The sequence below is a fragment of the Streptomyces sp. NPDC005722 genome (assembly GCF_040630935.1).
Taxonomy (GTDB): Bacteria; Actinomycetota; Actinomycetes; order Streptomycetales; family Streptomycetaceae; genus Actinacidiphila.
The window spans coordinates 31,351-56,577 of sequence record NZ_JBEXYN010000009.1 but is presented as its reverse complement, the minus strand read 5'-3'; the positions used below and the strand labels follow the sequence as shown (position 1 = coordinate 56,577).

The following is a 25,227-nucleotide window of genomic DNA, read 5'->3' as shown; positions in this document are numbered from 1 at the left end:
CGTGGTCCGGTGCTCCCCCCGGGGTCTCGCCCGGGGGGGGGTCCGCACGGGGACGGTACTCAGCCGGCCCGCACCGGCCGCACGTCCGCGTCGTCGCCGTCGTCGTCCCCGTCGTCCGTGCTGCCCGCGGCCGAGAGGGCGCCCTGCAGGGCCCGGCGCGAGCCGATCCCGAGCTTCATGTACACCTTCCGCAGGTGCCACTCCACCGTGTGCGGGCTGATGAACAGCTCCGCGCCGATCTCCGGGTTCGTCATGCCGCCGGCCGCGAGCGTCGCGATCTGCGACTCCTGCGGTGTCAGCGCGCTCGCCGGCCCGGCCTCCCGCACCCGGACGCGCTCGCCGCAGGCGAGCAGCTCACGCCGGGCCCGCTCGGCGAACGCCTTCGCCCCCATGCCGTCGAACATGCTGTGGGCCGTACGGAGGTGCTCCCTGGCCGGCGAACGCCGGCGGCTGCGGCGCAGCCATTCGCCGTACAGCAGGTGGGCGCGTGCCAGCTCCACGGCCACCACCACGCGGTCGCGGCCGAACTCCTCGATCGCCGTCCGGTACAGGGCGTCGGCCTCGTCGCCGTCGGTGAGGAGCGCCCGGCTGCGGGCGGTGACGCCACGGGCCCACCCGGAATCGGCGGCGCGGGTGAGCTCGACCAGCCGGGCGAGCGAGGCCCGGGCCTGATCGGGCTCGCCGCACCGCGTCGCGGCCTCGACGTGCTCGACCAGCGACAGGCCCGTGAAGTTGAACCCGTCGTGCTCGATGCCCGTACGGGCGGCCGCCAGGGCCCGGTCGTAGCGTGCCAGGCCGTTGAACAGCACGCCCTGGATGTAGCCCGTGGCGCCCAGGAGCGAGACCTCGCCGCGTTGTACGGCCCTGGCCTCGGCCTCCTCGATGAATCCGGCGGCGGCGTCCTCGTCGCCCCGCCACGCGGCCAGGACGAGCGTCGCGTACGTGTGCGGGGCGTGGCCGGTCGCGGCGGCGATCGCGTCGGCCTCGTCGATCATGCGCGCCGCCTCGGCGAAGTCGCCGGTGTGGATGTGCACCCCGCTGGCGTAGATCAGTGCGGGCGGCAGTGCGCCGAGCGCCCCGATGTCGCGGGCCAGCCGCACCGCACGGGTGGCCAGCGTGTCCCACGCCGTCAGGTCCCAGGCGTAGTGGATGAACGCCTCCAGGGCGACCGGGGCCAGGAGGAGCCAGCGCATCGTCGCCTCCCGGGTACCGACGTCCTCGTGCGCGAGGGGCTCCAGCGCACGGCGCAGCGCCGGGCCACCGGTCTCGAGGTCACCGACGAGGAGGGTGGCCACACCGTCCAGGAGCAGGTCGGCGGCGATCGAGCACGAGGGGGGCGCCCCGGACCCGCGGGCCGCGACCGCCGCGGCGCGGGCGCCCGCCGGGCCCTGGAGCCGGCCCGCGAAGACGGTCGCGCCGATCGCCTCGAGGTAGGTCTCCCGCGCCAGGGGCGACCCGGCTGCGGCGAACTGCGCGGCGGCGTCCAGGAACAGGGGCGCCGCCTCGTCGCTGCGGCTGCGGGCGAAGAGGATCCTGGCCCGCAGGCGCGCCACGCGGGCGCGGTCCAGGGGGCCGAGGGGGCACAGTTCGGCCAGCGTCGCCAGCGCCGTGGCCCGGTCGGGCGAGGCGGCCGAGAAGTGGGCCTCGGCGGCCGCGAGCGCCCGGCGCCCCCGCGGCCGGGGGTCGGGCGTCACCTCGGCGGCCCGCTCCAGCAGTACGGCCTCGGCGGCCATGCCGCCGCGCAGCCGCGCGCGGCCGGCGGCCTGCTCCAGCCCCGCCGCGACGTCCTCGTCCGGCCCGTCGACGGCCTGCGCGGCGTGCCAGGCACGCCGGTCCGGGTCCAGGACCGGGTCCGTGGCGGTGGCCAACGCCCGGTGCACCGCGCGGCGTTCCTCGGGACCTGCCTGACGGTAGACCGCCGACCGGGCCAGCGGGTGCCGGAACCGGACGGACTCGCCGAACTCGATCAGGCCGGCCGCCCTGGCCGGTGCGGCGTCGGGGGCGATCTTCAGGGAGGTGGCCGCACGGACCAGCAGGCGCGGGTCGCCGACCGGTTCCGCCGCGGCGATCAGCAGCAGCGTGCGGGTCGGCGCGGGCAGCGAACCGAGCCGGCCGGCGAAGTCCCGTTCCACGCGACCCGCCACCGTCCCCTGGACGCCGGGGGAACCGGAGTCCAGGCCGTACGCCAGCTCGGCGGCGGTCCGGCCGCGGGAGAACTCCAGCAGCGCGAGCGGGTTGCCGTGCATCTCGGCCACGAACCGGTCCCGCACCCGCTTCTCCAGCCGGCCGCCGACGGCTGCCTCGAGGAGTTCTCCGGCCGCGGTGGCGTCGAGACCGCCGATGCGCATCTCCGGCAGACCCGCGAGTGCGGCCCGCCCCTCGGGCTCGCGTACCGCGAACGTCATCGCGACCGCCTCGGCGAGCAGTCGCCGCGCCACGAACTCCAGCGTCTGCAGCGACACCTGGTCCAGCCACTGGGCGTCGTCGACCACGACGAGCACCGGCCGGGTCTCCGAGGCCCGGGTGAGCAGGGTGAGCACGGCGAGGCCGACCAGGAAGCGGTCGGGCGGGTCTCCGGCCGCCGTCCCGAACGCCACGCGCAGGGCGTCGCGCTGGGGTTCGGGCAACGCGTCGACCTCGGCCAGGAACGGCGCGCAGAGCTGGTGCAGGCTCGCGTAGGGCAGTTCCATGTCGGCCTCGATGCCGCTCGCCCGGGTCACCGTCACGTGTGACGCCCGGGTGGCCACGTACTCCAGGAGCACGGACTTCCCGATGCCCGCCTCACCGCGGATCACCCGCACCCGGGACCCGCCGTCGCGCAGACCGGCCAGCAGTTCGTCGAGCGCCGCGCACTCGCGCCGCCGGCCGACCAGGGAGGGAAGGGGGTCGGCGGTCATGCGACGCGGCTCCTGGAGGCCGAGGGGACGGGGTCCTGACCGCCTCCCCCAGGGTCCGGTCCACCGCGGGGGACGGAGCAGACGACGCTTTCTGTGCGAGGCATGCCGGGAAGGACGTTCACCACCACGTGTCACCACAAACTGTACGGATGGCCCGGGCCCGCCGGGGAGGGCGTGCTCCGGGCGTTGCTGGGCGTGCCGGACAAGGAGACGTCTCCCCGGCGCGACGGCGGGGCCGACGACGTCACTTGGACGGCGGCGTCACCGCCGGGGCACCCTGAGGTGCCGTCGTTCGGCCAGTTCCTCCTCGCCGACCAGCGTCAGCACCGGGCTGCCGGGCGGTGCGAACATGACCACCACCAGCTGGGACTGCGCGTCGGTGAGGTTGTTGGCGCCCTGGTAGTGGATCACGTCGCCGCCGGGCTCGAAGAGGGCGTCACCGGCCTTGAGCACCCGGGGCGCCTGACCCTCCAGCTCGAAGAGGATCTCGCCCTGCGTCACGTAGCCGAAGACCGGGCCCGGGTGCCGGTGCGGCGGAGCACCCGCGTCACCGGGCGGCAGGGTGACCCGGACGGTCCTCGCCTCCGCGCCCGCCGGGATCCGCCCCGCCGCCTCCGGCAGGCTCCCGACCAGTTCGACACCGGGGGGCAGGTGTGCGTGCTCAGCGCCCATGTGTTCCTCCAAACAGGGAATGTCCCCCACGAGGACAGGACACCCTCCCTGTTTGTGACACCGGGCCTCGAACTCGGCCGGAAGATGCCACGGCCACGGCCCCGGCGGCCCGTGCGTCACGCCGTGGCAAGGGCCGGGGACGCAGCTCCCTGCCCCCGCCACAGGGCCGCTCAGAAGCCCACGACGGCGTGCGGCCGGTACGGGCTCTCCAGTTCCTTGAGCTCCTCCTCGGTCAGACGCACGTCCAGCGCGCCGACGGCGTCGCGCAGGTGCGCCTCCTTGCCGACGCCGACGATGGGCGCCGTGACCCCGGGCCTGCCCAGCAGCCACGCCAGGGCGACCTGCGCCCGCGACAGGCCGCGCCGGGCCGCGATCGTCGCCACGGCCTCGACGATCACCCGGTCCTCCTCGAGGTAGAGGGTGCCGCCGAACTCGTCGGTGTCCTGCCGGGCGCTGCCGGCGTCCCAGTCGCGGGTCAGCCGCCCCCGGGCGAGCGGGCTCCACGGGGTGACCGCGACGCCCTGGTCGGCGCAGAGCGGCAGCATCTCGCGCTCCTCCTCGCGGTGCAGGAGGTTGTAGTGGTTCTGCATGCTGACGAACTTCGTCCAGCCGTTGCGCTCCGCCGTGTACTGGGCCTTGGAGAACTGCCAGGCGTACATGGAGGACGCGCCGATGTACCGCGCCTTGCCCGACCTCACCACGTCGTGCAGGGCCTCCATCGTCTCCTCGACCGGGGTGTGCGGGTCCCAGCGGTGGACGATGTAGAGGTCGACGTAGTCCGTCCCGAGCCGGCGCAGGCTCGCGTCGATCTCGGTGAGTACGGCCTTGCGGGACAGTCCCGCGCCGTTGGGGCCCGGGCGCATGCGGCCGTGCACCTTGGTGGCGAGCACGATCTCCTCGCGGGAGGCGTACTCGGCGAGGGCCCGGCCGACGATCTCCTCGCTGGTGCCGTCGGAGTAGACGTTGGCGGTGTCGAAGAACGTGATGCCGGCCTCGACGGCGCCGCGGATGAGGGGGCGGGCGGCGTCCTCGTCGAGCGTCCACGGGTGGTTGCCGCGGTCGGGTGCGCCGTAGCTCATGCATCCCAGGCAGATCCGTGAGACGTCCAGCCCGGTCCTGCCCAGTTTCGTGTACTCCACGTCCATGCCTCCGCGTGTGGTGCCCAGGGTCGCCGAACGGCGCTCCCGAGTATGCAAGCCGGTGGATCTTCGCGTCGACGGCGCCTGCGGCGCGACGACGCCGTTCGTCCGCATCGCCCGTGAAGATGCGGAAGGACCCTTGTGCACCACTTCGGGACGTCCGTCACGCGAAAGACGTGGGCGATGTCACATGACCCGATTTGCGCGCTTCATCATGGCCTTGACCTGCACATTTTCGGAACTTGCCCTTCCGCTTCCGAAGACCGCGCAGGTCAGGCCCTTGCGTCGACGGGAATGCTCGCGCAGAGTCCTTGCGTATCCGGCCCCGGCCGCGCAGCGCGGCAGCCGGCTTTCCGGGCGGGGGCCAGCCGAAAGGGTCCTCGTCTCACATGCGCAACCAGGCCAAGCACCGCCGCGGGCGTTCCCTGCGGCTCAAGCTGTCCGCCGCGGCTGTCGCCTCCGCCGCGGCCTTCGGCGGCACCGCGTGGGCACTCCAGCAGTCCGGCTCGGACGGTTCCGGGGCGGACCGCTCGTCCGGCTCCTCCAAGATCCACGTCACCTCGATCGTGCCGAGCGCCTCCGGGCAGCCGGAGCACGGCCTCGTCGAGGCCGACAGCGGGCGCCGCGAGGCGGCGCCGGGGGCGGAGGAGGGCACCGGTGCGGCGCCCTCGAAGCGTCCGGCCGAGGCGAAGGCGAAGAGCAAGGCCAAGGCGAAGGCCACGAACCCGAAGCCCGTGAAGAGCACGGCGAAGCCCGCCACCACCAAGCCGGCCCACCCGAAGCCGCCCGCGAGCACGCCGAAGCCCCCGAAGCCCACCGACAGCGCCACCCCGCCGTCGACGCCCACGCCCACGCCGACTCCCACGCCGACGGACACGCCGGACCCGACCCCGCCGGCGACCACCCCCGCCCCGACCCCGGCACCGACGACCAGCGCCCCGTACACCCCGGAAGCCCCGGCCGCCGACGCGGCCAAGCCCACGGCGGAGACCGCCCCGGGGACCGCACCGGACGGCGCGGACACCGAGCTGCCGCCGCCCTTCGCGGCCCTCCCGCACGCACACGGCCACGGGCACCCGCGCGGCCCCTGGCTGCCGTTCCCGGCGACCGCCCCCGGTCACGCCGTCGGCGCCCCGGGCGGCACCAGCCCGGTCGGCTGAGCCCCCGGGCCGCCCCCGCCCGCATGGGCCGGCCGGCGGACCCGCGGCCCCGTTCCACCGTGCCGGCAGGCCCCGGGACCGTACCGTGGGCTTCCTACGGAAGCGAGGGCGCCAGGGCATGGGTGACAAGCACCAGGGCATGGGTGACAAGAAGGGGCAGGACCGCCTGCCGCGCGGCGTGTACGAGCGGGAACTGCTGCGGCTGCAGGTCGAGTTGGTCAAGCTCCAGGAGTGGGTCAGGGCCGGTGGGCACAGGCTCGTCGTCGTCTTCGAGGGGCGCGACGCGGCCGGCAAGGGCAGCACGATCAAGCGCGTGACGGAGCACCTCAACCCGCGCACCGCCCGCATCGCCGCGCTCCCCGCGCCGACCGAACGCGAGCGCACGCAGTGGTACTTCCAGCGCTACGTCGACCACCTGCCGGCCGGCGGGGAGATCGTGCTGTTCGACCGGAGCTGGTACAACCGCGCCGGCGTGGAGCACGTGATGGGCTTCTGCACCCCCGAGGAGCACGTGCGCTTCCTGCACCAGTGCCCGATCTTCGAACGGCTGCTGATCGAGGACGGCATCATCCTGCGCAAGTACTGGTTCTCCGTCAGCGACGCCGTGCAGGAGCAGCGCTTCCGGGCCCGCCTGCAGGACCCGACCCGCCGCTGGAAGCTGTCGGGGATGGACCTGGAGTCCATCCCGCGCTGGGAGGCGTACTCGCGCGCCAAGGACGAGATGTTCGTGCACACCGACATCCCCGAGGCCCCCTGGTACGTCGTCGGGAGCGACGACAAGCGCGCCGCCCGCGTCAACATGATCGCCCACCTCCTTGCGAGCGTCCCCTACGAGGAGGTCCCGCTCCCCGCCCTCGAACTCCCGCCCCGCCCAGGGTCGACCGGCTACCAGCGCCCGCCCCGAGACCTGCAGACCTACGTCCCGGACCACGCGGCGACCCTGTCCTAGCCGCACGCGGAAATCCGTGGGAAAACCGGGCCCGGCGTGTCCCGGGAAGGGGTCGCGGAGGGCTTCGGGGGCGGTGCGGGCGGGTGCGCGGCCGGGGCGCGGGGCGGCGGACGGGGGTGCCGCCGGGGAGGGGGAGGCGGGCGTACGCGGGGTTCGGGCACAGCCGCTGAGCTGGGCTTTCGGGGCCGCGGCGCCTAGCGTTGCCCCATCGGGAAAGGGGATCTGATGGACCGTGGTATCCGCGACGTCGACGACGTGCTGAGGCTCCTGGACGACCTGTTCGAGGCGGGGGCCGACCGCTGGAGCGAAGGGGCGGCGGAGTGGTGGGACGCGTTCTACGAGGACCGGTCCCGGCCGGTGCCGTTCTTCGTGGACAAGCCGGACGAGAACCTCGTGGAGTGGCTCGACCGGGGCCTGATCAGGCCGGGCGGCCGGGTCCTCGACCTCGGGTGCGGTCCCGGGCGCAACGCCCGCTACCTGGCCGCGCGGGGGTTCACCGTGGACGCCGTCGACCTCTCCCCCGCCGCGATCGCCTGGGCCGGCGAGCGGGCCCGCGAGGCCGGGGTGGCCGTGCGCTTCCACCGCGGTGACGCCTTCGCCCTGGCCGGGACCACGCTGCGCGGCCCGTACGACCTGGTCCACGACTCGGGCTGCTTCCACCATCTGCCGCCGCACCGGCGCATCAGCTACCTCGCGCTGCTGGACGAACTCCTGGCGCCCGGCGGGCATCTGGCGCTGACGTGCTTCGCGGCCGGCGCCATGGGGTCCGAGCTCGACGACGCGGACTTCTACCGCGAGTCCCGTCTGCACGGGGGCCTGGCCTACACCCCGGACGCGCTGCGCCGGATCTTCTCCGGGCTGGCGGAGGTCGAGTTGCGCCGCATGCGCGACGAGCCGGCGCAATCCGCGTGCTTCGGCGAGGACTTCCTCTGGGCGGCACTGTTCCGCCGCTCCTGACCCTCCCGGGTGATGGCGTACGGGGGCGGGAGCGGGCACGCTGGGCGCAGGCCGGAGGGGAGGACTCACATGGACGGTGCCCGGCTCGCTTCCTCACGCCCCGCGCGGGCGCTCGCCGCCGCGTGGGTGGCCCTCGCTCTGCTGTCCGCCTGCGGTGGCTCCGGCCGGGAGGCTTCCGTGACTCCCTCCAGGACCGCCGGCTCCGGCCCGCCGGGCTCCGCATCCGCCGCGCCGGGCGGCACGTCGCCGGACCCGACCGCGTCCGCGTCCGCCTCGGCGTCGGCGTCGGCGTCCGCCACGGAGGCGCCCCGCGCGGTCCGCACGGCCGTCTACTTCCTCCACGGCGGCAAGCTGTCGGCCGCGCCGCGCACCGTCGCCGGCCCGGCGACCGCGGCCGAGGCCCTGCGGGCCCTGCTCGCCGGGCCGAGCGGTGCCGAGCGCGGCCAGGACCGCGCGACGGCGATCCCCTCGGGGACGGTGCTGCGTTCGCTGGCCGTACGCGACCGCGTCGCCACCGTCGACCTCTCGGGCCGCTTCGACGACGGCCCCCGAGGCGCGTCCGTCGCGGCGCGGCTCGCCCAAGTGGTGTTCACCGCCACGCGGTTCGCCGGCGTGGAGAAGGTGCGCTTCCGCGTGGACGGGGGCCCGGCGGCCGCCCTCGGCACGGCGGCTGGCGGGCGCCCCCTCGGCCGCGCCGACTTCGAGGACCTCTCCCCCGCCGTCCTCGTGGAGTCGCCGCTCCTCGGCGACACCGTCACCGCGCCGCTGCGGGTGCACGGCACCGCCGACACCTTCGAGGCGGAGTTCCGGCTGCGGCTCTCCGACCGTTCCGGCCGCACGGTCGCCGACGTACGGGTGGCGGCCACCTCCGGCAGCGGCACCCGGGGCACCTTCGACGTGACCGTGCCCTACCGCGCGGCCGGTGGGCCGGGCACCCTCACCGCGTACGTCCTGTCCGCCGAGGACGGCCGCCGGGTCGTCCTGGAGACGGTGCCGCTCACGTTCGGGGGCTGAGGGGCTGAGCGGGAGCGGGCGGGCCGTGCGCGCGCCGCCGTACCGGCCGAGACTGGAAGCAGGGGGCTCGTCCCGGGTCGTGGAGGCCGCCATGAACGCCGTCCGGCAGCCGACGACGGTGGGCGACGTGATGACGTGCAGGGTCGTCGCCGTCACCCGCCTCGCCTCGTTCAAGGAGATCGTGCGGGCCCTGGAGCAGTGGCACGTCAGCGCGGTGCCGGTGGTGGAGGAGGGCACGCGCGTCGTGGGCGTCGTCTCCGAGGCCGACCTGCTGCGCAAGGAGGAGCACCGGGAGGACGAGCCGCCCCCGGTGACGTCCACCGCGTCCGGCCCGTCCACCGCGTCCGCCGCGTCCGCCGCGTCCCGCAAGGCGGCCGCGCTCACCGCCGAGCAGTTGATGACCGCGCCCGCGGTCACCGTGCGCGGGGACGCCTCCCTGGCCCAGGCGGCCCGCGCCATGGCGCGGCACCAGGTCAAGCGGCTGCCCGTCGTGGACGCCCGCGGCATGCTCAAGGGCGTGGTCAGCCGCGGGGACCTGCTGAAGGTCTTCCTGCGGTCCGACGAGGAGATAGCGCGCGACGTCCGGGAGAACGTGGTCGCCCGGCTCTTCCCCGACGCGTGGCGCTCGGTGGAGGTCGACGTCGAGGAAGGGGTCGTCACCCTGAGCGGGCTACTCGGCGACCGCTCCCTGGTGCCGGTCGCGGACCGCCTGGTGCGGTCGGTGGAAGGCGTCGTCGACGTGCGCTTCGACCTGACGCAGAACCGGGTGTGACGGCCGCCCCCGGCGCCGGATGCGAGGGCCGCCGGCCGCGCCCACGCTGGGAGGGGGGAGACAGCTCAGCCCGAAGGAGCGGAACGCCATGAAGGCATGGGTCTTCCAGGGTCCGGGACGCGCCGCCTGGCAGGAGGTGGCCGATCCGGTCCTCCAGGACACGAGCGACGCCATCGTCCGCGTCGACACCGCCGCGATCTGCGGCACCGACCTGCACATCCTGGGGGGCGACGTGCCCGGCGTCGCTCCCGGCACGGTGCTCGGCCACGAGGCCGTGGGCGAGGTCGTCGAGACCGGCGCGGACGTGGACACCGTCCGGCCCGGCGACCGGGTGCTGGTCGCTTGCGTGTCCGGGTGCGGGCGCTGCCGGTTCTGCCGCGAGCAGGCCTACGGGCAGTGCCTGGACGGCGGCGGCTGGGTGCTCGGGCACCGCATCGACGGCACGCAGGCGGAGTACGTGCGCGTGCCGTACGCCGACACCTCGCTGCACGTGCTGCCGCACAACGTGACCGGGCTCGACGCGGTCCTGCTCTCGGACGTCTTCCCCACCGCCTACGAGGTGGGCGTCCTCAACGGCCGGGTACGGCCCGGGGACACCGTCGCCGTGGTCGGCTGCGGCCCGATCGGCCTGGCCGCCGTCGCGACGGCCCAGCTGTGCTCCCCGCACACCGTGATCGCCGTCGACGTGTCGGCGGCCCGCCTGCAGGCGGCGAAGAACCTGGGCGCGGACGCCGTCGTCCCGGCGGGCGAGCAACCGGAGCAACTGGTCGACGACCTCACCGCGGGGCTCGGCGCCGACGTGGTGATCGAGGCGGTGGGGCTGCCGGAGACCTTCGGTACGTGCACGCGGATGGTCCGGCCCGGCGGCCGGGTCGCGAACGCGGGTGTGCACGGCCGGCCGGCCACGCTCCACCTGGAGGAGCTGTGGGACCGCAACGTCACCATCACCACCGGCCTGGTCGACACGTACTCCACGCCCACCCTGCTGCGCCTGCTGGAGGCCCGGAAGCTGCCCACCGGGGCGTTCGTCACGCACACCTTCGAACTGCACGAGATGGCGGAGGCCTACGAGGTCTTCGCGTCGGCGGCCGACACGGGAGCGCTCAAGGTCGTCGTGGGCGGACCGCACCACGACGTCCTCGTACCCACGTCCTGACCGGAGCGGGGCGTAAAGGACACGTCAGCGACACGGCGGGGACCCTTGACGGAATCTTAACGGCGTGACGCGGCCGTACGGGGGATCGGGCGCCGGCCGATGCGTACGCTGACCAGGCCATCCCGTGGTGGCGGGAACCAGTCGCAGTACGTCAGGAGCATGGATGTCCTCCCCCGTCCCTACGGGTCGCCTGCGCGCGTGGATGCTCGAGGGCCTGTCCGACATGGCCCGGCACCAGCAGGGCGGACAGGCGGCCCCCGAACGGCACGACCACGGCCAGCGCTGGTGGCGGGTCATGTGCCTGACGGGTGTCGACTACTTCTCCACCCTCGGCTACCAGCCCGGCATCGCGGCCCTGGCGGCGGGCCTGCTGTCGCCGGTGGCCACCATCGTGCTGGTGGTCGTGACGCTGGCCGGCGCACTGCCGGTGTACCGCCGGGTGGCCGAGGAGAGCCCGCGCGGCGAGGGCTCGATCGCCATGCTGGAGCGGCTGCTGTCGTTCTGGAAGGGCAAGCTCTTCGTCCTGACGCTGCTGGGCTTCGCGGCGACGGACTTCCTCATCACCATCACGCTGTCGGCGGCCGACGCCTCGACGCACCTGGTGGAGAACCCGCACCTGGCGAGCTCGCTGCACGACAAGCAGATGCTCATCACCCTGCTGCTGGTCGCGCTGCTCGGCGCGGTCTTCATGAAGGGCTTCCTGGAGGCGATCGGCGTCGCGGTCGCCCTGGTCGGCATCTACCTGGCGCTGAACGTGGTCGTCGTGGTCGTCGGCCTGTGGCACGTGGCGACCGCCGGGCACGTGGTCACCGACTGGTCGCACGCGTTGACCACCGAGCACGGCAACGTCCTGGTGATGGTCGGGGTGGCGCTGCTGGTGTTCCCGAAGCTCGCGCTGGGCCTGTCCGGCTTCGAGACCGGTGTGGCGGTGATGCCGCACGTCAAGGGCGACCCGTCCGACACCGAGGAGCGTCCCGCCGGACGCATCCGCGACACGAAGAAGCTGCTGACCACGGCCGCCGTGATCATGAGCTGCTTCCTCATCGCGACCAGCTTCATCACGACGCTGCTGATCCCCGCCGCCGAGTTCGAGGCGGACGGCCGGGCCAACGGCCGCGCGCTGGCCTACCTCGCGCACGAGTACCTGGGCAACGCCTTCGGCACCGTCTACGACGTGTCGACGATCTGCATCCTGTGGTTCGCCGGGGCCTCGGCGATGGCCGGGCTCCTCAACCTCATGCCGCGCTACCTGCCGCGCTACGGCATGGCGCCGCACTGGGCGCGCGCGGTACGGCCGATGGTGCTGGTCTTCACCCTCGTCGCGTTCCTGGTCACCTGGATCTTCGACGCCGACGTCGACGCCCAGGGCGGCGCCTACGCGACCGGTGTGCTGGTGCTCATCTCCTCCGCGGCGATCGCGGTGACCATAGCCGCCCGCAAGGCGGGGCAGCGCAACTGGACGATCGGCTTCGGGGTGATCTCGGCCGTCTTCCTCTACACCACGGTCGTCAACGTCTTCGAGCGCCCGGACGGCGTGAAGATCGGTGCCTGCTTCATCGTCGGCATCATGCTGATCTCGTTCCTGTCCCGGCTCGCCCGCGCCTTCGAACTGCGCATCACCGGCATCGGCATGGACGACATGGCCGAGCGCTTCGTACGGGACATCTCCCACCGCACGATCCGCTTCATCGCCAACGAGCCCGACCGGCGGGACGCCGCCGAGTACCGGGACAAGATCAAGCAGATCCGGTCCGACAACGACCTGCCGGCGGAGGAGGACTTCGTCTTCGTCGAGGTGACCGTCGCCGACCCCTCGGAGTTCGAGGCGGGCCTGGTGGTCCGCGGCGAGGTCCTCCACGACCGCTACCGCGTCCTGACCCTGGAGAGCTCGTCCATCCCGAACGCGCTGGCGGCGTTCCTGCTGCACGTCCGCGACACCACCGGGCAGCGTCCGCACATCTACTTCGAGTGGACCGAGGGCACCCCGTTCGCCAACTTCCTGCGGTTCTTCCTCTTCGGGCAGGGCGAGGTCGCCCCGGTCACCCGCGAGGTGCTGCGCGAGGCGGAGCCCGACCGCAGCCGCAGGCCGCGCGTCCACGTCGGCTGAGCGACGGGGCGGGAGGGCGGCCGGCAGTCGGGCCCCCGCACGTCAGGGGCGCGCAAAGACGACGCCGGCCCTCGTCAAAGGCCCGTCAGGGCCGCGCCCGGCGGGCTCGGCCCTGCCTACGGTCGGCCCCATGGAACGGCGAACGGCTCCGCGGCCCGCGCGGCAGGACACGACCGGTGACCGCCACTGGCGCACCGACCTGCGGCGCGCGCTGGGCTGCGCGCTCGCCTTCCTGTGCCTGGCGGTGCCGCTCGACGCGGCCGCGGGCACGCTGACCGGGCGGCGTGCGGCGCTGTGGCTGGTCCTCGCCGTGATCGTGCTCGTCCTGCTGCACCCGGACCGGGTGACCGCGGGCGACGGGTGGATTGCGGTGCGCGGCCCGCTGCGGGAGCGGAGGGTGCGCACCGACGCGCTGACCGTCGTCCGCCAGTCCCCCGGCGTGTCACGGCGCCTGCTCCTGTGGGACGCGCACGGCCGGTGGCTGGAGCTCGATCCCCGCGTCCTGGAGGCCAATCCGCTGCTGTGGCACCGGCTGGAGGGGGACGCGCGGCGCTCCCTCACGGCCGGCACGCTCCGCGAGGGGGCCGAGGTGCTGGGGCGGCTCGGCGCGCGGATCGACGGCACCGCGGCGCGCGCGGTGCTGGACGCGTCCGGGATGCGCTGACCGGCCGCGCCGGGGCGCGCCGCCGTTGGTCGTAGGCCGAGAGATGAGGTTGTCCGTGATCGAGTCGCCGTTTCGGGGCGCACCGGGCGCGGGCCGGCGGGTCGTCGTCGGCCTGAGCGGTTCCCCCGGCAGTCTGGCCGCGCTGCACCGGGCGGTCGCGGAGGCCCGGTCCCGCTCCGCGGGCCTGTTGGCGGTCCTGGCGTGGGAGCCGCCCCCCGAGGAGTTCGGCTACCGCCGGGTGCCGCTCCCGCCGCGGCCCTTCGACTGGGAGCAGGAGGCGCGGCAGCGGCTGCACGCCGCTCTGGAGGAGGCCTTCGGCGCCGGCGCCGCGCCCGGCCTGCCGGACTTCCGTGCCGGGACCGGGCGCGGGCCCGCCGGGCACGTGCTGGTCGAGGCGGCCGCCCGCGGCGACGACCTGCTGGTCGTCGGCACGGGGTCGCGCGGCCTGCTGCCGCGTGCGCTGCGCACTTCGGTCGCCCGCTACTGCGTGGCGCACGCGGCCTGCCCGGTGCTGGCCGTACCGCCGTCCCGGCTGCCCGCGGGGGTCTGAGGCTCAGCCCCGCAGGTGCCGGAGGACGGTGCGCATCGCCCGTTCCACGGCGCCGCGCGCCTGCTCGCCGTGGTCGGTCGTCTCGAAGCCGTGGGTGCCGTCGGGGAGGTCGAGGACCTCCACGTCCGTCCCGGCGTCCTTGGCGGCGGACAGGAACTCCTCGACGGTCGCCGCGATCTCCGTACGCTCCCGTCCGACCCGGGTCAGGACGAACGGCGGCGCCCCGCCGTGCACGGCGGCCGCGGGCCGGAAACGGGAAGCGGCCAGGCCCCAGTTGGGCAGCGGCGCGAGGACGGGGTAGGTGGCCGCCACGCAGCGCAGCCACGGCGGCGGCGCCGCCAGCCAGTCCGCGGACAGCAGCCCGCCCGCGGAGAAGAACCACAGCGCGACCCGGCCGGCGTCGACCCGGGGATCGGCGCGGACGAGCTCGACCGCTCCGGCGAGGTCCTCGGCGGCCCGCGGGAAGTCGCCCAGGTCGTGCAGCCGGTGGTCGACGGTCACGCCGACCGCCCCGTGGGCCGCCGCGAGGCGGCCGTAGCCGACGAAGGCCGGCCAGTCGCGCGGAGTCGGACGTGCACCGGGCGGCACCGGGCCGCCGTGCACGAACACCACGGCCGGGCGGGGCCCTTCGTCGTCGGCGCGGTCCGGGAGGTACAGGTCCGCGCGCTCGCGGCGCTCGCGGGGCCGTTCGGGCACGTCGAGGAGGAACGGCCGCAGATGCGCGGGCGGTTCACCCGTCGCGCGGATCCGGTGGCCCTCCCCGGCGGCCGCCCTCAGCAGGACGTCGGCAAGTTCGCCGGGGAGGGAGAGCATCGGCCAGTGGCCGGTGGCGAGTTCGAAGAGGGTGACGCGGGGGTCGGTGAGCGCCTGCAGCTCCGGGTGCCCGAGACCCACCAGCGCCTCCACCGTCGCGATGCCGGAACCGTTGCCGGTGCACAGGACGCCGGTCGTCGGCACGGTGGCGGCGGCCCCCGACAGACGCAGCGGCCGGGTCAGGGTCCCGGCGGGCTGGGGCGCGGCGTCGGCGGCGAGCCGGGCGAGCGCGGCATCCGGCACGCCCGCCGTACTGCCCCAGCGCTCCCATCCCCCGGGCGCCGGCGGGGCCACGCGCCACGCGTCGTCACCCCCGGCCGGGGCCGAGAGGCGGGCGCCCAGTTCCCGGTCGGGCAGCAACCTCAGCGGCGGGTCGCCGTCCCGGGGCAGGCCCGCGTCCAGGTGGACGACGCGGGCGACCCGCCCGGGCCTGCGGTCGGCGGCGGCGACCACCGGGTGGATGCCGTAGCCGTGGCCGACGAGCACGACGTCCGCCGCGTCCGGGGACCCGGCGGTGTCGACGGCCCGCAGGACGTCCTCGACATGGGTCTCCAGGTCGGTGCCGGGCCCGGCCGGGCGGCCGGAGCCCGCCATGCCGGTGAGGGCCACCGGAAGGGCGGCCGCGCCCGACTCCCGCAGCCGCCCGGCGACGTCCTCCCACACCCAGCCGCCCGTGTGGGCCTCGGGAACGAGTACGAACACGGTCATGTGTGCCTCCCGCACGCGGTGGTCCGCGAAGCGGCCGTCCGGCCGCCCGCGCTCGCAGGTACGGTAGGAACTCCCCCTGAGGGAGGTTCAAGCGGTGGAGTCCGACAGCACGTTGAGCATCGGGGAGCTCGCCGCGCGGGCCGGTGTCTCCGTCAAGACGGTCCGTTTCTACTCGGACCGCGGGCTGCTGCCCGAGGCCGCCCGCAGCGCCGGCGGCCACCGCCGGTACGCGCCCGGGGCACTCGCCCGCCTCCGGCAGATCCGCGCCCTGCGCGCCCTGGACCTGCCGGTGCCGGAGGTGGCGCGGGCCCTGGAGCGGGAGGACGCCCTGGAGGACGCCGTCGCGGGTCACCTGAGGACGCTGGGCTCCCAACTGGCCGCCCTGCGCTGGCGGGAGGCCGCCCTGCGACTGCTGCGGGACTGCACCGCCGAGGAGCGCGCCGAGCGCCTGGAGCTGGTCGGCTCCGTCCCCGTACCGCCGAGCACGGACGCGATGGCCCGCTTCTGGCGCCGCTGGCTGCAGCCCGCGCGGCTGCCGGCCCCCGTGCTGGCCCGGGTCGTCGACCTCGCCGTACCGCAGCCGCCGGACGATCCCGCCCCGGCCCAGGTCCTGGCCTTCGCCCGGCTGCACGCCTTCACCTCGGCCTCCTGCCCGCCCGGCGCCGTCCACCGGCTCGCGCCGCACCGGCCCGACACGGGCCCCCGTCCCGCCGCCCTGTACGAGGGACTTCACGAGGCCTACGAGCTGGCCGCGCCGCACCTGCTGGCCGACCGCGATCCCGGCGCGGGCGAGGCGCTCGACTGCTTCGTCACCGCCCACGCGCGGTCGTTCGGGCAGCGCGACACCCCGGGCTTCCGCCGCCGGCTGAGCGGCATGCTCGCCGCGGAACCCCGCATCGACCGCTACTGGCAACTCGTGGGCGAACTCAGGGGCCCGGCGCACCCGACCCCGGGTGCCGCCCACACCTGGCTGCGCTCCGCGCTCGAGGGCCAGGTCACGGCGCGGTGAGGATGCGCGGGCCCTCGTCCGTGATGGCGACGGTGTGCTCGAAGTGGGCGGCGCGGCTGCCGTCCTCGGTGTGCAGCGTCCAGCCGTCGGGGGCGGTGCGGTAGCCGCCGCGTCCCCCGGCCATCAGCATCGGCTCGATGGCGAGGGCCAGCCCGTGCCGCAGCGGGTAACCACGCCCGGGGCGGCCCTGGTTGGGAACGTGGGGGTCCTCGTGCATCCGGCGGCCGATGCCGTGGCCGCCGAAGTCCCCGGGCATGCCGCAGCGGGCCTCGCGGGCGACGGTGCCGATGGCGTGCGAGATGTCGCCGACGCGGTTGCCGACGGTGGCCGCGGCGATCCCGGCGTCGAGGGCCCGCCGCGTGGCCTCGATGAGGCGCACGTCGGCGGGGCGTGGCGTGCCGACGGTGAAGCTGATCGCGGCGTCCCCGGTCCAGCCCTCCAGTTCGGCGCCGCAGTCGACGCTCACCAGGTCGCCGTCCCGCAGCCGGTAGGCGGTGGGGATGCCGTGCACGACGGCGTCGTTGACCGAGGTGCAGATCACCGCGGGGAACGGCGTCGGCGCGAACGACGGCCGGTAGCCGAGGAAGGGCGACCGCGCGCCCGCCCCGTCCAGGACGGCGCGCGCCGCCTCGTCCAGTTCCCGCAGCGACACCCCGACCCGAGCCGCCTCCCGGGCGGCGGCGAGCGCACGCGCCACGACGCGCCCGGCCTCCCGCATGGCCGCCAGCGCGACGTCGGTCTTGATCTCCACCATGTCCGTCACTCCTTTTCCGCCCCCAGGGGCACCCAATTCTTATACCGGTATTAGTATCACGGACATGGTGCGAACTCCCCTGACCCCCTGGGAACGGCAACGCGGCGAACGCTTCGGGGCACTGCTGCGGCAGGCCCGCGGCGACCGCAGCATGGTCGAGGTCGCCGCGGCGGCGGGCGTCTCCGCCGAGACCCTGCGCAAGATCGAGACCGGCCGCGCCCCCACGCCGGCCTTCTTCACCGTGGCCGCCCTCGCCGCGGCGCTGGGCATCTCCCTGGACGAGCTCGCCTTCGCGTGCGCCGACGCGCCGGAAGGCGGGGACGCCCTCTCGGCGTAGCGGTGCCCTTCGCCACCCGGGGTTGTGGTTGCGGCCTGTGTCGTGTGCGGGTCGGCTGCGCTGGCCGCCCGACGGTTCGGTGCGGTCCGTTGCGCCGGGTGCGGGTCCTTTGCGCCTGCGGCGGGCTGTCTCCCACCCTCCCGCCCTCCCCCAGCCTTCGGCCGGGGGGACCCCCATCCGGCGCGATTGGTGCGGGTCTCGCACCTCGTTGTGGGGTCGGCGCCGCGCCGGCGCACTCCCCCAACCTTCGGCCGGGGGGACCCCCAGAACGCTCGCGGTTTACGCCAACATCCTTGGGCACCGCACTTGACCGCTCGTCTCCCCCAGCCTTCGGCCGGGGGGACCCCCATGGGCCCACCCCGACACACCCCCTCCCGTCGTATGGGCGCACAACCGCCGGTCGGGGGTGAGGAGGCAGTCCGGAGTTGCCGCCTACGTCTGCGTCGGGCGCCGTCCATCCCGTTGCACGGGCGCCGTTCTCGCGTGGGCGGTGACAGCCGGTGAGGGGTGCATCGGACACGTGCGGTACCCCCGGACTGACTTCTGACCACCCACCGGCCGCCGCGACTGCGGGTGCTTCGGGGTGCTGTCGGGCGGACGGCGTGAGATCGGGCCCGCTTTCAGCGGAATAGCCGTCGGAAGAGAGCCCGATGTCGGATCGGGGAAGCACCCGCAGACGCCGGTTACGGCGGGCGCGCCACCCACGGAGGGTGGGCGTGGTCACCGGCCATCTATACCCGCGGACGGTAACGAGACCCGAGCCAGACGAACAACCAGCCCCGCTCCGGCGCCTGAACCCCAGCCAACCACCCACCCGCACACCGCCGAAGACGAGCGCCCCCGCCCTCCCATCCGCAGCCAGCATCTTTGCGCCCGCAGGGCGCGAGACGGCGGTCGCTGTCGATACCGAGGGGGTGGGGGAGGTGGGGGCACCCCCGGCCGAAGGCTGGGGGAGGCACCCCCTTCGTTCGGGCGCAGGGTGTCCAGTTGGGGGTGCGTCGGACAGGTGCGGTGCCCCCGGGCTGCCTCCTCACCCCCCACCGGCCGTTGTGCGCCCATACCTCGGGAGGGGGTGTGTCGGGGTGCTCCCCCTGGCCGAAGGCTGGGGGAGACGAGCGGCGCACGCGGCGCCGAATGATGTGGGGGTAAACCGCGAGCGTTCTGGGGGTCCCCCCGGCCGAAGGCTGGGGGAGTGCGCCGGCGCGGCCCCGGCCCCACAACGACGTGCGAGACCCGCACCAATCGCGCCGGGCAATCGGGTGGGAGGGTGGGGGAGAAACCCAACAGCAACCACAACGGCGCCGCACCCAACAACCCACCGGCACCCTCAACCGTCCCCGAACCCGCCCCCGAAGTCCCCGGGGTCGAAGTCCGCACCCGAGTAGTCGCCGCCGACCTGATCCAACCCGCCCCCGTCGAACCCCCCGCCCCCGTCGAACCCCCCACCCCATCCGCCGCCGAGGGAACCCCCCAGCAGCGTCCCGACGAGGATCCCCGGCAGCATCCCGCCGCCGAAGTAGCCCTGCGCCCAGGGCGCGTAGGCCGGGCCCGCCTCCCAGTACGGGCGGGGGCCGCGGGGCGTGCCGACCTGGCGGGCCATGGGCTCCAGGCCGTCCGCGAGGCGGGCGGCGTCGGCCGCGCACACCGGTACGGCCCGCTCGGCGCCGCCGCCCTCGGGCGCCCACGGCACGTCCTCGACGGAGGGACCGTGCCGGGGGTCGAAGAAGCAGGGCGGGCGGCGCTCGGGCAGCGGCCTGCCCCCGATGCGCGCCTCCAGGGTCGCGAGCGCGAAGCGCCCCTCCTCCAGGGCCTCGCTGACCGGCCGGACGTCGTCGGGCGACCGCGCCCGGTCCATGGCGGTCTTCGCGGTGTCGTAGGCGTCCAGGGCGTGCGTGTAGTCCTCGCGCATGGCGTCGTCGGCCGTCGCGCCGGCCGGGTCGAAGCCGATCCGGCTCAGCTCCTCGCCGAAGGCGGTGACGTCCTCGTCCACCACCGGGCGCAGCTCGTCGAGGCGGCGCCGGTCCTGCTCCTCGCGGCGCCTCTTGGCGCGCCGTGACACCAGGACGGCCCCGCCGCCCACGACGAGGACCAGGAGCCCGAGCGCGACCAGCACCCCGGTGCCGCCGCCCGCGGATCCGCCGCCCCACGAGGCCGGGGCGTGCCCGCCCGCCTGCGGCAGTGCCTGGTCGACGAAGCCGGTGACCATCGCCGCGGGGTCGCCGGGGTCGGAGCGGCTTACGGCGCCGGCCAGGTTCTCGACGGCGTTGTGCGGCATCACGGCGGGGTCCGCGCCGGCGTCGAGGCGGTCACCGAGGGCGACGACGTACACGCCGGTGATGCCGACCTTGGTCCGCAGGTCCTGCAGGAGCGTGGTGGCGGGGAACTCCGCGGTGTCCGGGAGCACGGCGACGAAGACCGGGCGGTCCGCCTTCTCGATGCGCCCGGCGAGGGTGTCCGCCTCGGCCGGCGACAGCACGTCCCGCGCCCGGGGGTCGACGTAGACCGGGCCCTGGCGGAGGGCCGCGGCCGCCGCGTCGAGGCCTCCCGCGGCCCGCGCCCCGGCGCCCGTCGCGAGGACGAGTCCCAGCACACCGCAGATCACGGCGAGTACGGGCAGGAGGCGGAGGATCCGCCGGACGGTCCTCATGCCTTCGACGCTAACCCAGATCGGCCGGACACGGCGCCCGCTCCCGCCAGCCCGGGCGGCGCCCGGTATCTCCGAATAGGCTGTTCTGTTGGAATTGCCTCACAATGAGCGACATCGGCAGGTCGGGCCCGGCGGGTCGCGCCGCCCGCGACCGGCCGGATGAGAACGCCCCTCGTTCCCGGGGATGGGTCGTCGCGGTGGACATGCAGCAGTCGGCGAAGGACGTCGGTCAGCCCCAGGTGGCCGTCGGGCAGGCGGGCGTGTTCCGCGACCTGCTGCCGATCGCGATGTGGCGGATCGACTCCGAGGGCCGCATCTCCCAGTGGTCGCTGGCGGCGCAGGAGCTCTTCGGGCACACCGCGGAGGAGGTGCTCGGCCGCAGCGCCACGCCCCTGCTGGTCCCCGTGGCGAACTGGGAGCTGGCGGACGAGCTGACGCGCAGGGTGCTGTCGGGCGAGGCCGTCGTGGGCACGCTGCCGGTGCGCCACCGCGACGGCCACCTGGTGACCATGGAGATGTGGATCTGCCCGACCGCCGACCCGCAGGGCCGCACCGGGCTGATGGGCATCGCCGCCGAGACCTCGGCGGTGCTGCGCATGCGGGACTCGCTGGCGGCGCTGGAGGGGCTGTTCACCCAGTCCCCGATCGGTCTGGCGATGCTGGGCCCCGACCTGCGCTACGTACGGGTCAACGAGGCGCTGGCCCGCATGAACGGGGTGCCCGCGGCGCAGCACATCGGCCGGCGCGTGAGCGAGGTCGTGCCGGGGCTGAACACCATGGCGCTGGAGACCGTGATGCGGCAGGTCCTGGCCCGCGGCGAGCCCGTGGTGGACTTCCGGGGCCTGGGACGGACGGGCGCCGACCCCGTTGCCGAGCGGGTCTGGTCGTGCTCCTTCTCGCCATTGCTCGGCGGCGGCGGCCGCCGGCTGGGCGTGATCGCCTCCCTGATCGACATCACCCGCGAGGAGCGGGCACAGCTCCAGGCGACCCGCGGACGGCAGCGCCTCGCCCTGCTCGCCGAGGCCGGCACGCGCATCGGGACCACGCTCGACCTGCGGCAGACCGCCGAGGAGGTGGTGCAGGTGCTCGTGCCCCGGGTGGCCGACTCCGCCGACGTGCACCTGCTGGAGGAGGTCCTCGACCCGGACGAGGCCACCGCCTCCGCCCACGGGATGGTGCGCCGCCTCGCGGTGTCCTTCGCCGACCCCGCGGCCCCGGCCGAGGACCTGGCCGTCGGCATGACGCACCAGGTGCCCCGGGCCTCGGCGTACGAGCAGGTCATGGTGGAGGGCCGGCCGTTGAGGCTCACCAGGGCCGACATACCCCGGCTGGTACCCGGCCCGGAGCACGAGCGGCTGAGGGGCTACCTGCGGACGCTGGGCTCCGCCCGCATGGTCCCGCTGGTCGCCCGCGGCACGGTGCTGGGCATCGTCATGGTGACCCGCTCCCGCCGGCGCGAGCCCTTCGACGACCAGGACAACCTGCTCATCGACGAACTCGCCGCCCGCGCGGCGCTCGGCATCGACAACGCGCGGATGTACTCCGCCCAGCGCCGCGCCGCCCTCACCCTGCAGCGCAGCCTCGCCAACACCGCGCTGCCCGAGGTGCCCGGGCTGGAGCTGGCCGGCCGGTACCTGCCCGCCAGCGACCAGGAGGTGGGCGGCGACTGGTTCGACGTCATCGCGCTGCCCGGCGACAGGACGGCCCTGGTCATCGGGGACGTCATGGGCCACGGGGTGCACGCGGCGGCCGTCATGGGGCAGCTGCGGACCACGGTGCGCACCCTGGCCCGGCACGACATCCCCCCGGCCGAGCTGCTCCGCTCGCTGGACGCGGCCGTCGCCGACGTGGGCGAGAACGAGATGGCCACCTGCGTCTACGCCGTCCACGACCCGGCCGACGGCAGCTGCCTGGTCGCCCGCGCCGGCCACCCGCCGCCCGCGGTGACCGGGCCGGGGTGCGAGGTGGCCTTCCTCGACGGCCCGAGCGGTACGCCGCTGGGCGTGGGCCGCAGGGACTTCCAGACCGAGCGGGTACGGCTGCCGCCGGACGCGGTGCTGGTGCTGTACACCGACGGCCTGATCGAGGCCCGCGACCGCAACCTCGACCAGGGCATGCGCCAACTCGCCCGTGCCCTGCGCGATCCCGGCCCGCCGCTCTCCCGGATCTGCGACCGCGTCCTCGCCCGGCTGCTGCCCGACGGCGCACAGGACGACGTCGCCATCCTGCTGGCCCGGCCGCTCCGCGCGACCACCACCGCCACCACCACCGGCCATGAGCCCCCGCGGTGAGCGCGCGACGTGGCCCGCCGGGCCAGGCGCCACCGGCCGGACGGGCCGATACTGGAGCTGTGCCCGTACGGGCGCCCGTCCCGAGCCACGGCGGGGAACCACAGGAGTTGACGCGGCGCGCCCGGCGCTCCGGCACGTGCGACGGTGGTAGCGATGGACAACCCGGCCAGGACGTTCAGCGAGTCACCGGAGGACCCGTTCTCGGTGCACGGCGCGGCCTCGGTGGTACTGGACGACGACGCTTCCGTGGTGGGCTGGAGCGCGCGCGCCGAGACGCTGCTCGGCCACCGGGCCGGGGAGGTGCTGGGCCGCCCGGCACCCGAACTCCTCGTGCACCCCGCCGACCTCGACCTGGTGCTCGGCGTCACCGCGGCGTGCGTCCGCGAGGGCGGCTGGTTCGGGATCGTGCCCGTGCTGCACCGTGACGGGCGCCGGGTGGAGGTCGCCTGCCGGGTGCGCGCCGTGGCGCGGCAGGACGACCGCCGCGAGTGGTACGTGGTCGCGGCGCCGGCCGCCGAGGTCGTGCAGTGGGAGACCGACCGGTGGGTGCTGGACGGGCTGTTCCGCCGCTCCCCCATCGGGCTCGCGGTCTTCGCGCCCGACCTGACCTTCCTGCGCGTGAACCGGGCGATCACCAAGTTCAGCGGCGTCCCGCCGGAGCATCACCAGGGCCTGCGCACGGCCGACTTCCTCTACGGTCCGGACGCCGAGGCCGTGGACGAACAGCTGCGGCAGGTGCTCGCGACGGGCCGTTCCTCGATCTTCTCCGAGCAGCCCTGCCGGCTGCGCCGGGACCCGCAGCGCGAACTGTACGTGGCCGTATCGGCGTTCCGGATGCAGGACGCGGGCGGGCACGTGCTCGGGGTGACCCAGACCGTCGAGGACGTGACCGAACGCCACCGGGCCCGCCGCAGACTGGCGCTGCTCAGCGAGGCCGGGGCCCGCATCGGCACCACGCTGGACGTCGGCCGCACCGCCCGCGAACTGGCCGAGGTGGCCGTGCCGGGGCTCGCCGACAGCGCCACCGTCGACCTGCTGGAGGCCGTGCCGCACGGGGACGAGCCCGCCCAGGACGCCTTCCCCGTGGTCTGCCGCGCGGCGGTCCAGTCGGTCCTGCCGGACACCGAGAGGATCATGTACCCGGTGGGCCGGACCATCGTCATCCCCCGGGGCTCCACGCAGGCGCGGTCGCTGGCCGAGGGCCGTCCGGTCTTCGAGTCCGACATGGACCGGGCCATGGCCTGGCTCGACGAGGACCCCGCGCGGGCCCGGGCGGCCCGCGAGGTCGGCGCGCACTCCCTGATGGTGGTCCCGCTGCTCGCCCGCGGCCTCGTGCTCGGCCTGATCAGCCTGTGGCGGAACCGCGGCCGCGAGCCCTTCGAGGCCGACGACCTCACCCTCGCCGAGGAGTTCGCCGCCCGCGCCGCCCTGAGCATCGACAACGCCCGCCGCTACACCCAGCAGCACCAGGCGGCCCTCACCCTGCAGCACAGCCTGCTCCCCGGGGACGTGCCCCGGCACCCCGCCGCCGAGGTCGCGCACCGCTACCTGCCCGCCAACACCGCCACCGGGGTCGGCGGCGACTGGTTCGACGTCATCCCGCTCTCCGGGCTGCGCATCGCGCTGGTGGTGGGCGACGTCGTCGGCCGCGGGCTGCACGCGGCCGCGACCATGGGCCGGCTGCGCACCGCCGTCCACACCCTGGCCCACCTGGACCCCACCCCGGACGAGGTGCTGTCGCACCTCGACGACCTCGTGGACCGGCTGGCCTCGGAGCAGCGCGACTGCGACGAGGACGCCCCGCCGGTCGTCGGCGCGACCTGCGTCTACGCCGTCTACGACCCGGTCTCCCGGCGCTGCTCGCTCGCCCGGGCCGGCCATCCGCCCCCCGTGGTCGTCACCCCGGAGGGCCGGGCCAGCCTGGTCAACATCCCCCCGGGGCCGCCGCTGGGCCTCGGCGGCCTCCCCTTCGAGACGGCGGAGATCGAACTCGCCGAGGGCAGCACCCTCGCGCTGTACACCGACGGGCTGCTCTGCACCCGCTGCCGCGACGTCGACGACAGCCTGGCGATGCTCTGCGAGGCGCTGACCGCGCCGTCCGGCTCGCTGGAGGAGACCTGCGGCGCGGTCGAGGACACCCTGCTCAAGGGGCGCCGGTCCACCGAGGCGGCCGACGACGTCGCCCTCCTCCTCGCCAGGACCCGCGTCCTGGCGCCGGAGCAGGTCGCCACGTGGGACCTCCCGCCGGACGCCACCGCCGCCGGGCGGGCCCGTTCGCTCGTGGAGTCCCAGCTCGCGGAGTGGGGGCTGGAGGAGGCGGCCTTCGTGACCGAACTGATCGTCAGCGAGCTGGTCACCAACGCGTACCGCTACTCGGGCGGGCCCATCACGCTGCGGCTGATCCGCGACAGCCACCTCATCTGCGAGGTGTCCGACACCAGCAGCACCTCGCCGCACCTGCGCCGGGCGCGCACGACCGACGAGGGCGGGCGCGGGCTCTTCCTGGTGGCCCAGCTCAGCGAGCGCTGGGGCACCCGCTACACGCGCGAGGGCAAGACGATCTGGGCCGAGCAGCCCCTGCAGGGGGACTTCTGAGCCTGTACGGCACCTGGGCGTCGGCACCCGTGCGCC

At 75.1% G+C, this 25,227-nt stretch carries 19 protein-coding genes; 13 read left to right on the top strand and 6 right to left on the bottom strand.

Translation table 11 applies throughout. The features are described 5' to 3' along the window. Positions 1-59: 59 nt before the first annotated feature. From ABZ479_RS13620 to ABZ479_RS13610, 3 genes are all read right to left on the bottom strand, one after another. Positions 60-2,897, bottom strand: coding sequence for a helix-turn-helix transcriptional regulator (locus ABZ479_RS13620; protein ID WP_500461737.1), 2,838 nt, complete (start codon positions 2,895-2,897; stop codon positions 60-62). 261 nt (positions 2,898-3,158) lie between these two features. After that, complete coding sequence (locus tag ABZ479_RS13615; RefSeq protein WP_500461736.1) at positions 3,159-3,569, bottom strand: cupin domain-containing protein; 411 nt, start codon at positions 3,567-3,569, stop codon at positions 3,159-3,161. Between the two features lie 170 nt (positions 3,570-3,739). After that, positions 3,740-4,708 carry an aldo/keto reductase gene (locus ABZ479_RS13610; RefSeq protein ID WP_500461735.1) on the bottom strand — a complete coding sequence of 323 codons (969 nt, stop codon included), beginning with the start codon at positions 4,706-4,708 and terminating at the stop codon, positions 3,740-3,742. A 389-nt stretch (positions 4,709-5,097) separates the two neighbouring features. Between ABZ479_RS13610 and ABZ479_RS13605 the strand changes: the two genes are divergently transcribed. The 9 genes from ABZ479_RS13605 (at position 5,098) to ABZ479_RS13565 (ending at position 14,037) form a co-directional block, all read left to right on the top strand. After that, positions 5,098-5,868, top strand: a complete 771-nt coding sequence (locus ABZ479_RS13605) for a hypothetical protein (protein WP_500461734.1) — start codon at positions 5,098-5,100, stop codon at positions 5,866-5,868. A gap of 139 nt (positions 5,869-6,007) precedes the next feature. Continuing rightward, positions 6,008-6,817 (top strand): polyphosphate kinase 2, encoded by an 810-nt coding sequence (gene ppk2 / locus ABZ479_RS13600; protein ID WP_500461877.1) that lies wholly within the window; start codon positions 6,008-6,010, stop codon positions 6,815-6,817. A 225-nt stretch (positions 6,818-7,042) separates the two neighbouring features. Next, positions 7,043-7,774 carry a class I SAM-dependent methyltransferase gene (locus tag ABZ479_RS13595; protein WP_500461733.1) on the top strand — a complete coding sequence of 244 codons (732 nt, stop codon included), beginning with the start codon at positions 7,043-7,045 and terminating at the stop codon, positions 7,772-7,774. A gap of 177 nt (positions 7,775-7,951) precedes the next feature. Continuing rightward, positions 7,952-8,788 carry a GerMN domain-containing protein gene (locus tag ABZ479_RS13590; protein ID WP_500461732.1) on the top strand — a complete coding sequence of 279 codons (837 nt, stop codon included), beginning with the start codon at positions 7,952-7,954 and terminating at the stop codon, positions 8,786-8,788. Between the two features lie 91 nt (positions 8,789-8,879). Continuing rightward, positions 8,880-9,560, top strand: coding sequence for a CBS domain-containing protein (locus tag ABZ479_RS13585; protein ID WP_500461731.1), 681 nt, complete (start codon positions 8,880-8,882; stop codon positions 9,558-9,560). Positions 9,561-9,648: 88 nt separating this feature from the next. Then, positions 9,649-10,716, top strand: a complete 1,068-nt coding sequence (locus tag ABZ479_RS13580; protein ID WP_500461730.1) for an alcohol dehydrogenase catalytic domain-containing protein — start codon at positions 9,649-9,651, stop codon at positions 10,714-10,716. A gap of 163 nt (positions 10,717-10,879) precedes the next feature. Continuing rightward, positions 10,880-12,823 (top strand): APC family permease, encoded by a 1,944-nt coding sequence (locus ABZ479_RS13575; protein ID WP_500461729.1) that lies wholly within the window; start codon positions 10,880-10,882, stop codon positions 12,821-12,823. Between the two features lie 130 nt (positions 12,824-12,953). Next, entirely contained in the window at positions 12,954-13,487 is a 534-nt protein-coding gene (locus tag ABZ479_RS13570) for a hypothetical protein (protein WP_500461728.1), read from the top strand. A 55-nt stretch (positions 13,488-13,542) separates the two neighbouring features. Then, positions 13,543-14,037, top strand: a complete 495-nt coding sequence (locus tag ABZ479_RS13565) for a universal stress protein (protein WP_500461727.1) — start codon at positions 13,543-13,545, stop codon at positions 14,035-14,037. 3 nt (positions 14,038-14,040) lie between these two features. Here the strand turns inward: ABZ479_RS13565 and ABZ479_RS13560 are convergent, their stop codons facing one another. After that, entirely contained in the window at positions 14,041-15,558 is a 1,518-nt protein-coding gene (locus ABZ479_RS13560) for an alpha/beta hydrolase (RefSeq protein ID WP_500461726.1), read from the bottom strand. A 94-nt stretch (positions 15,559-15,652) separates the two neighbouring features. On the opposite strand from ABZ479_RS13560, the gene ABZ479_RS13555 reads away from it, so the two are divergent. After that, complete coding sequence (locus tag ABZ479_RS13555; protein WP_500461725.1) at positions 15,653-16,567, top strand: helix-turn-helix domain-containing protein; 915 nt, start codon at positions 15,653-15,655, stop codon at positions 16,565-16,567. On the opposite strand, the gene map is transcribed toward ABZ479_RS13555, so the two are convergent. Next, positions 16,554-17,321: a type I methionyl aminopeptidase gene (gene map / locus ABZ479_RS13550; protein WP_500461724.1), complete on the bottom strand. Its 768-nt coding sequence runs from the start codon at positions 17,319-17,321 to the stop codon at positions 16,554-16,556. The two genes, ABZ479_RS13555 and map, sit on opposite strands and share 14 nt — an antisense overlap. A 64-nt stretch (positions 17,322-17,385) precedes the next feature. Between map and ABZ479_RS13545 the strand changes: the two genes are divergently transcribed. Beyond that, the gene (locus tag ABZ479_RS13545) at positions 17,386-17,658 is read left to right on the top strand and encodes a helix-turn-helix domain-containing protein (RefSeq protein WP_500461723.1); all 273 of its coding nucleotides are present in this window, start codon (positions 17,386-17,388) and stop codon (positions 17,656-17,658) included. 1,327 nt (positions 17,659-18,985) lie between these two features. Here ABZ479_RS13545 and ABZ479_RS13540 read toward each other — a convergent pair. After that, positions 18,986-20,305 (bottom strand): hypothetical protein, encoded by a 1,320-nt coding sequence (locus tag ABZ479_RS13540; protein WP_500461722.1) that lies wholly within the window; start codon positions 20,303-20,305, stop codon positions 18,986-18,988. A gap of 203 nt (positions 20,306-20,508) precedes the next feature. Here ABZ479_RS13540 and ABZ479_RS13535 point away from each other — a divergent pair, with 203 nt between their 5' ends. Together ABZ479_RS13535 and ABZ479_RS13530 are read left to right on the top strand one after the other, a co-directional pair. Beyond that, positions 20,509-22,596, top strand: a complete 2,088-nt coding sequence (locus ABZ479_RS13535; RefSeq protein ID WP_500461876.1) for a SpoIIE family protein phosphatase — start codon at positions 20,509-20,511, stop codon at positions 22,594-22,596. Positions 22,597-22,749: 153 nt separating this feature from the next. Further along, on the top strand, positions 22,750-25,191 hold the full coding sequence (locus ABZ479_RS13530; RefSeq protein ID WP_500461721.1) for a SpoIIE family protein phosphatase: 2,442 nt from the start codon (positions 22,750-22,752) through the stop codon (positions 25,189-25,191). Positions 25,192-25,227: the final 36 nt, after the last annotated feature.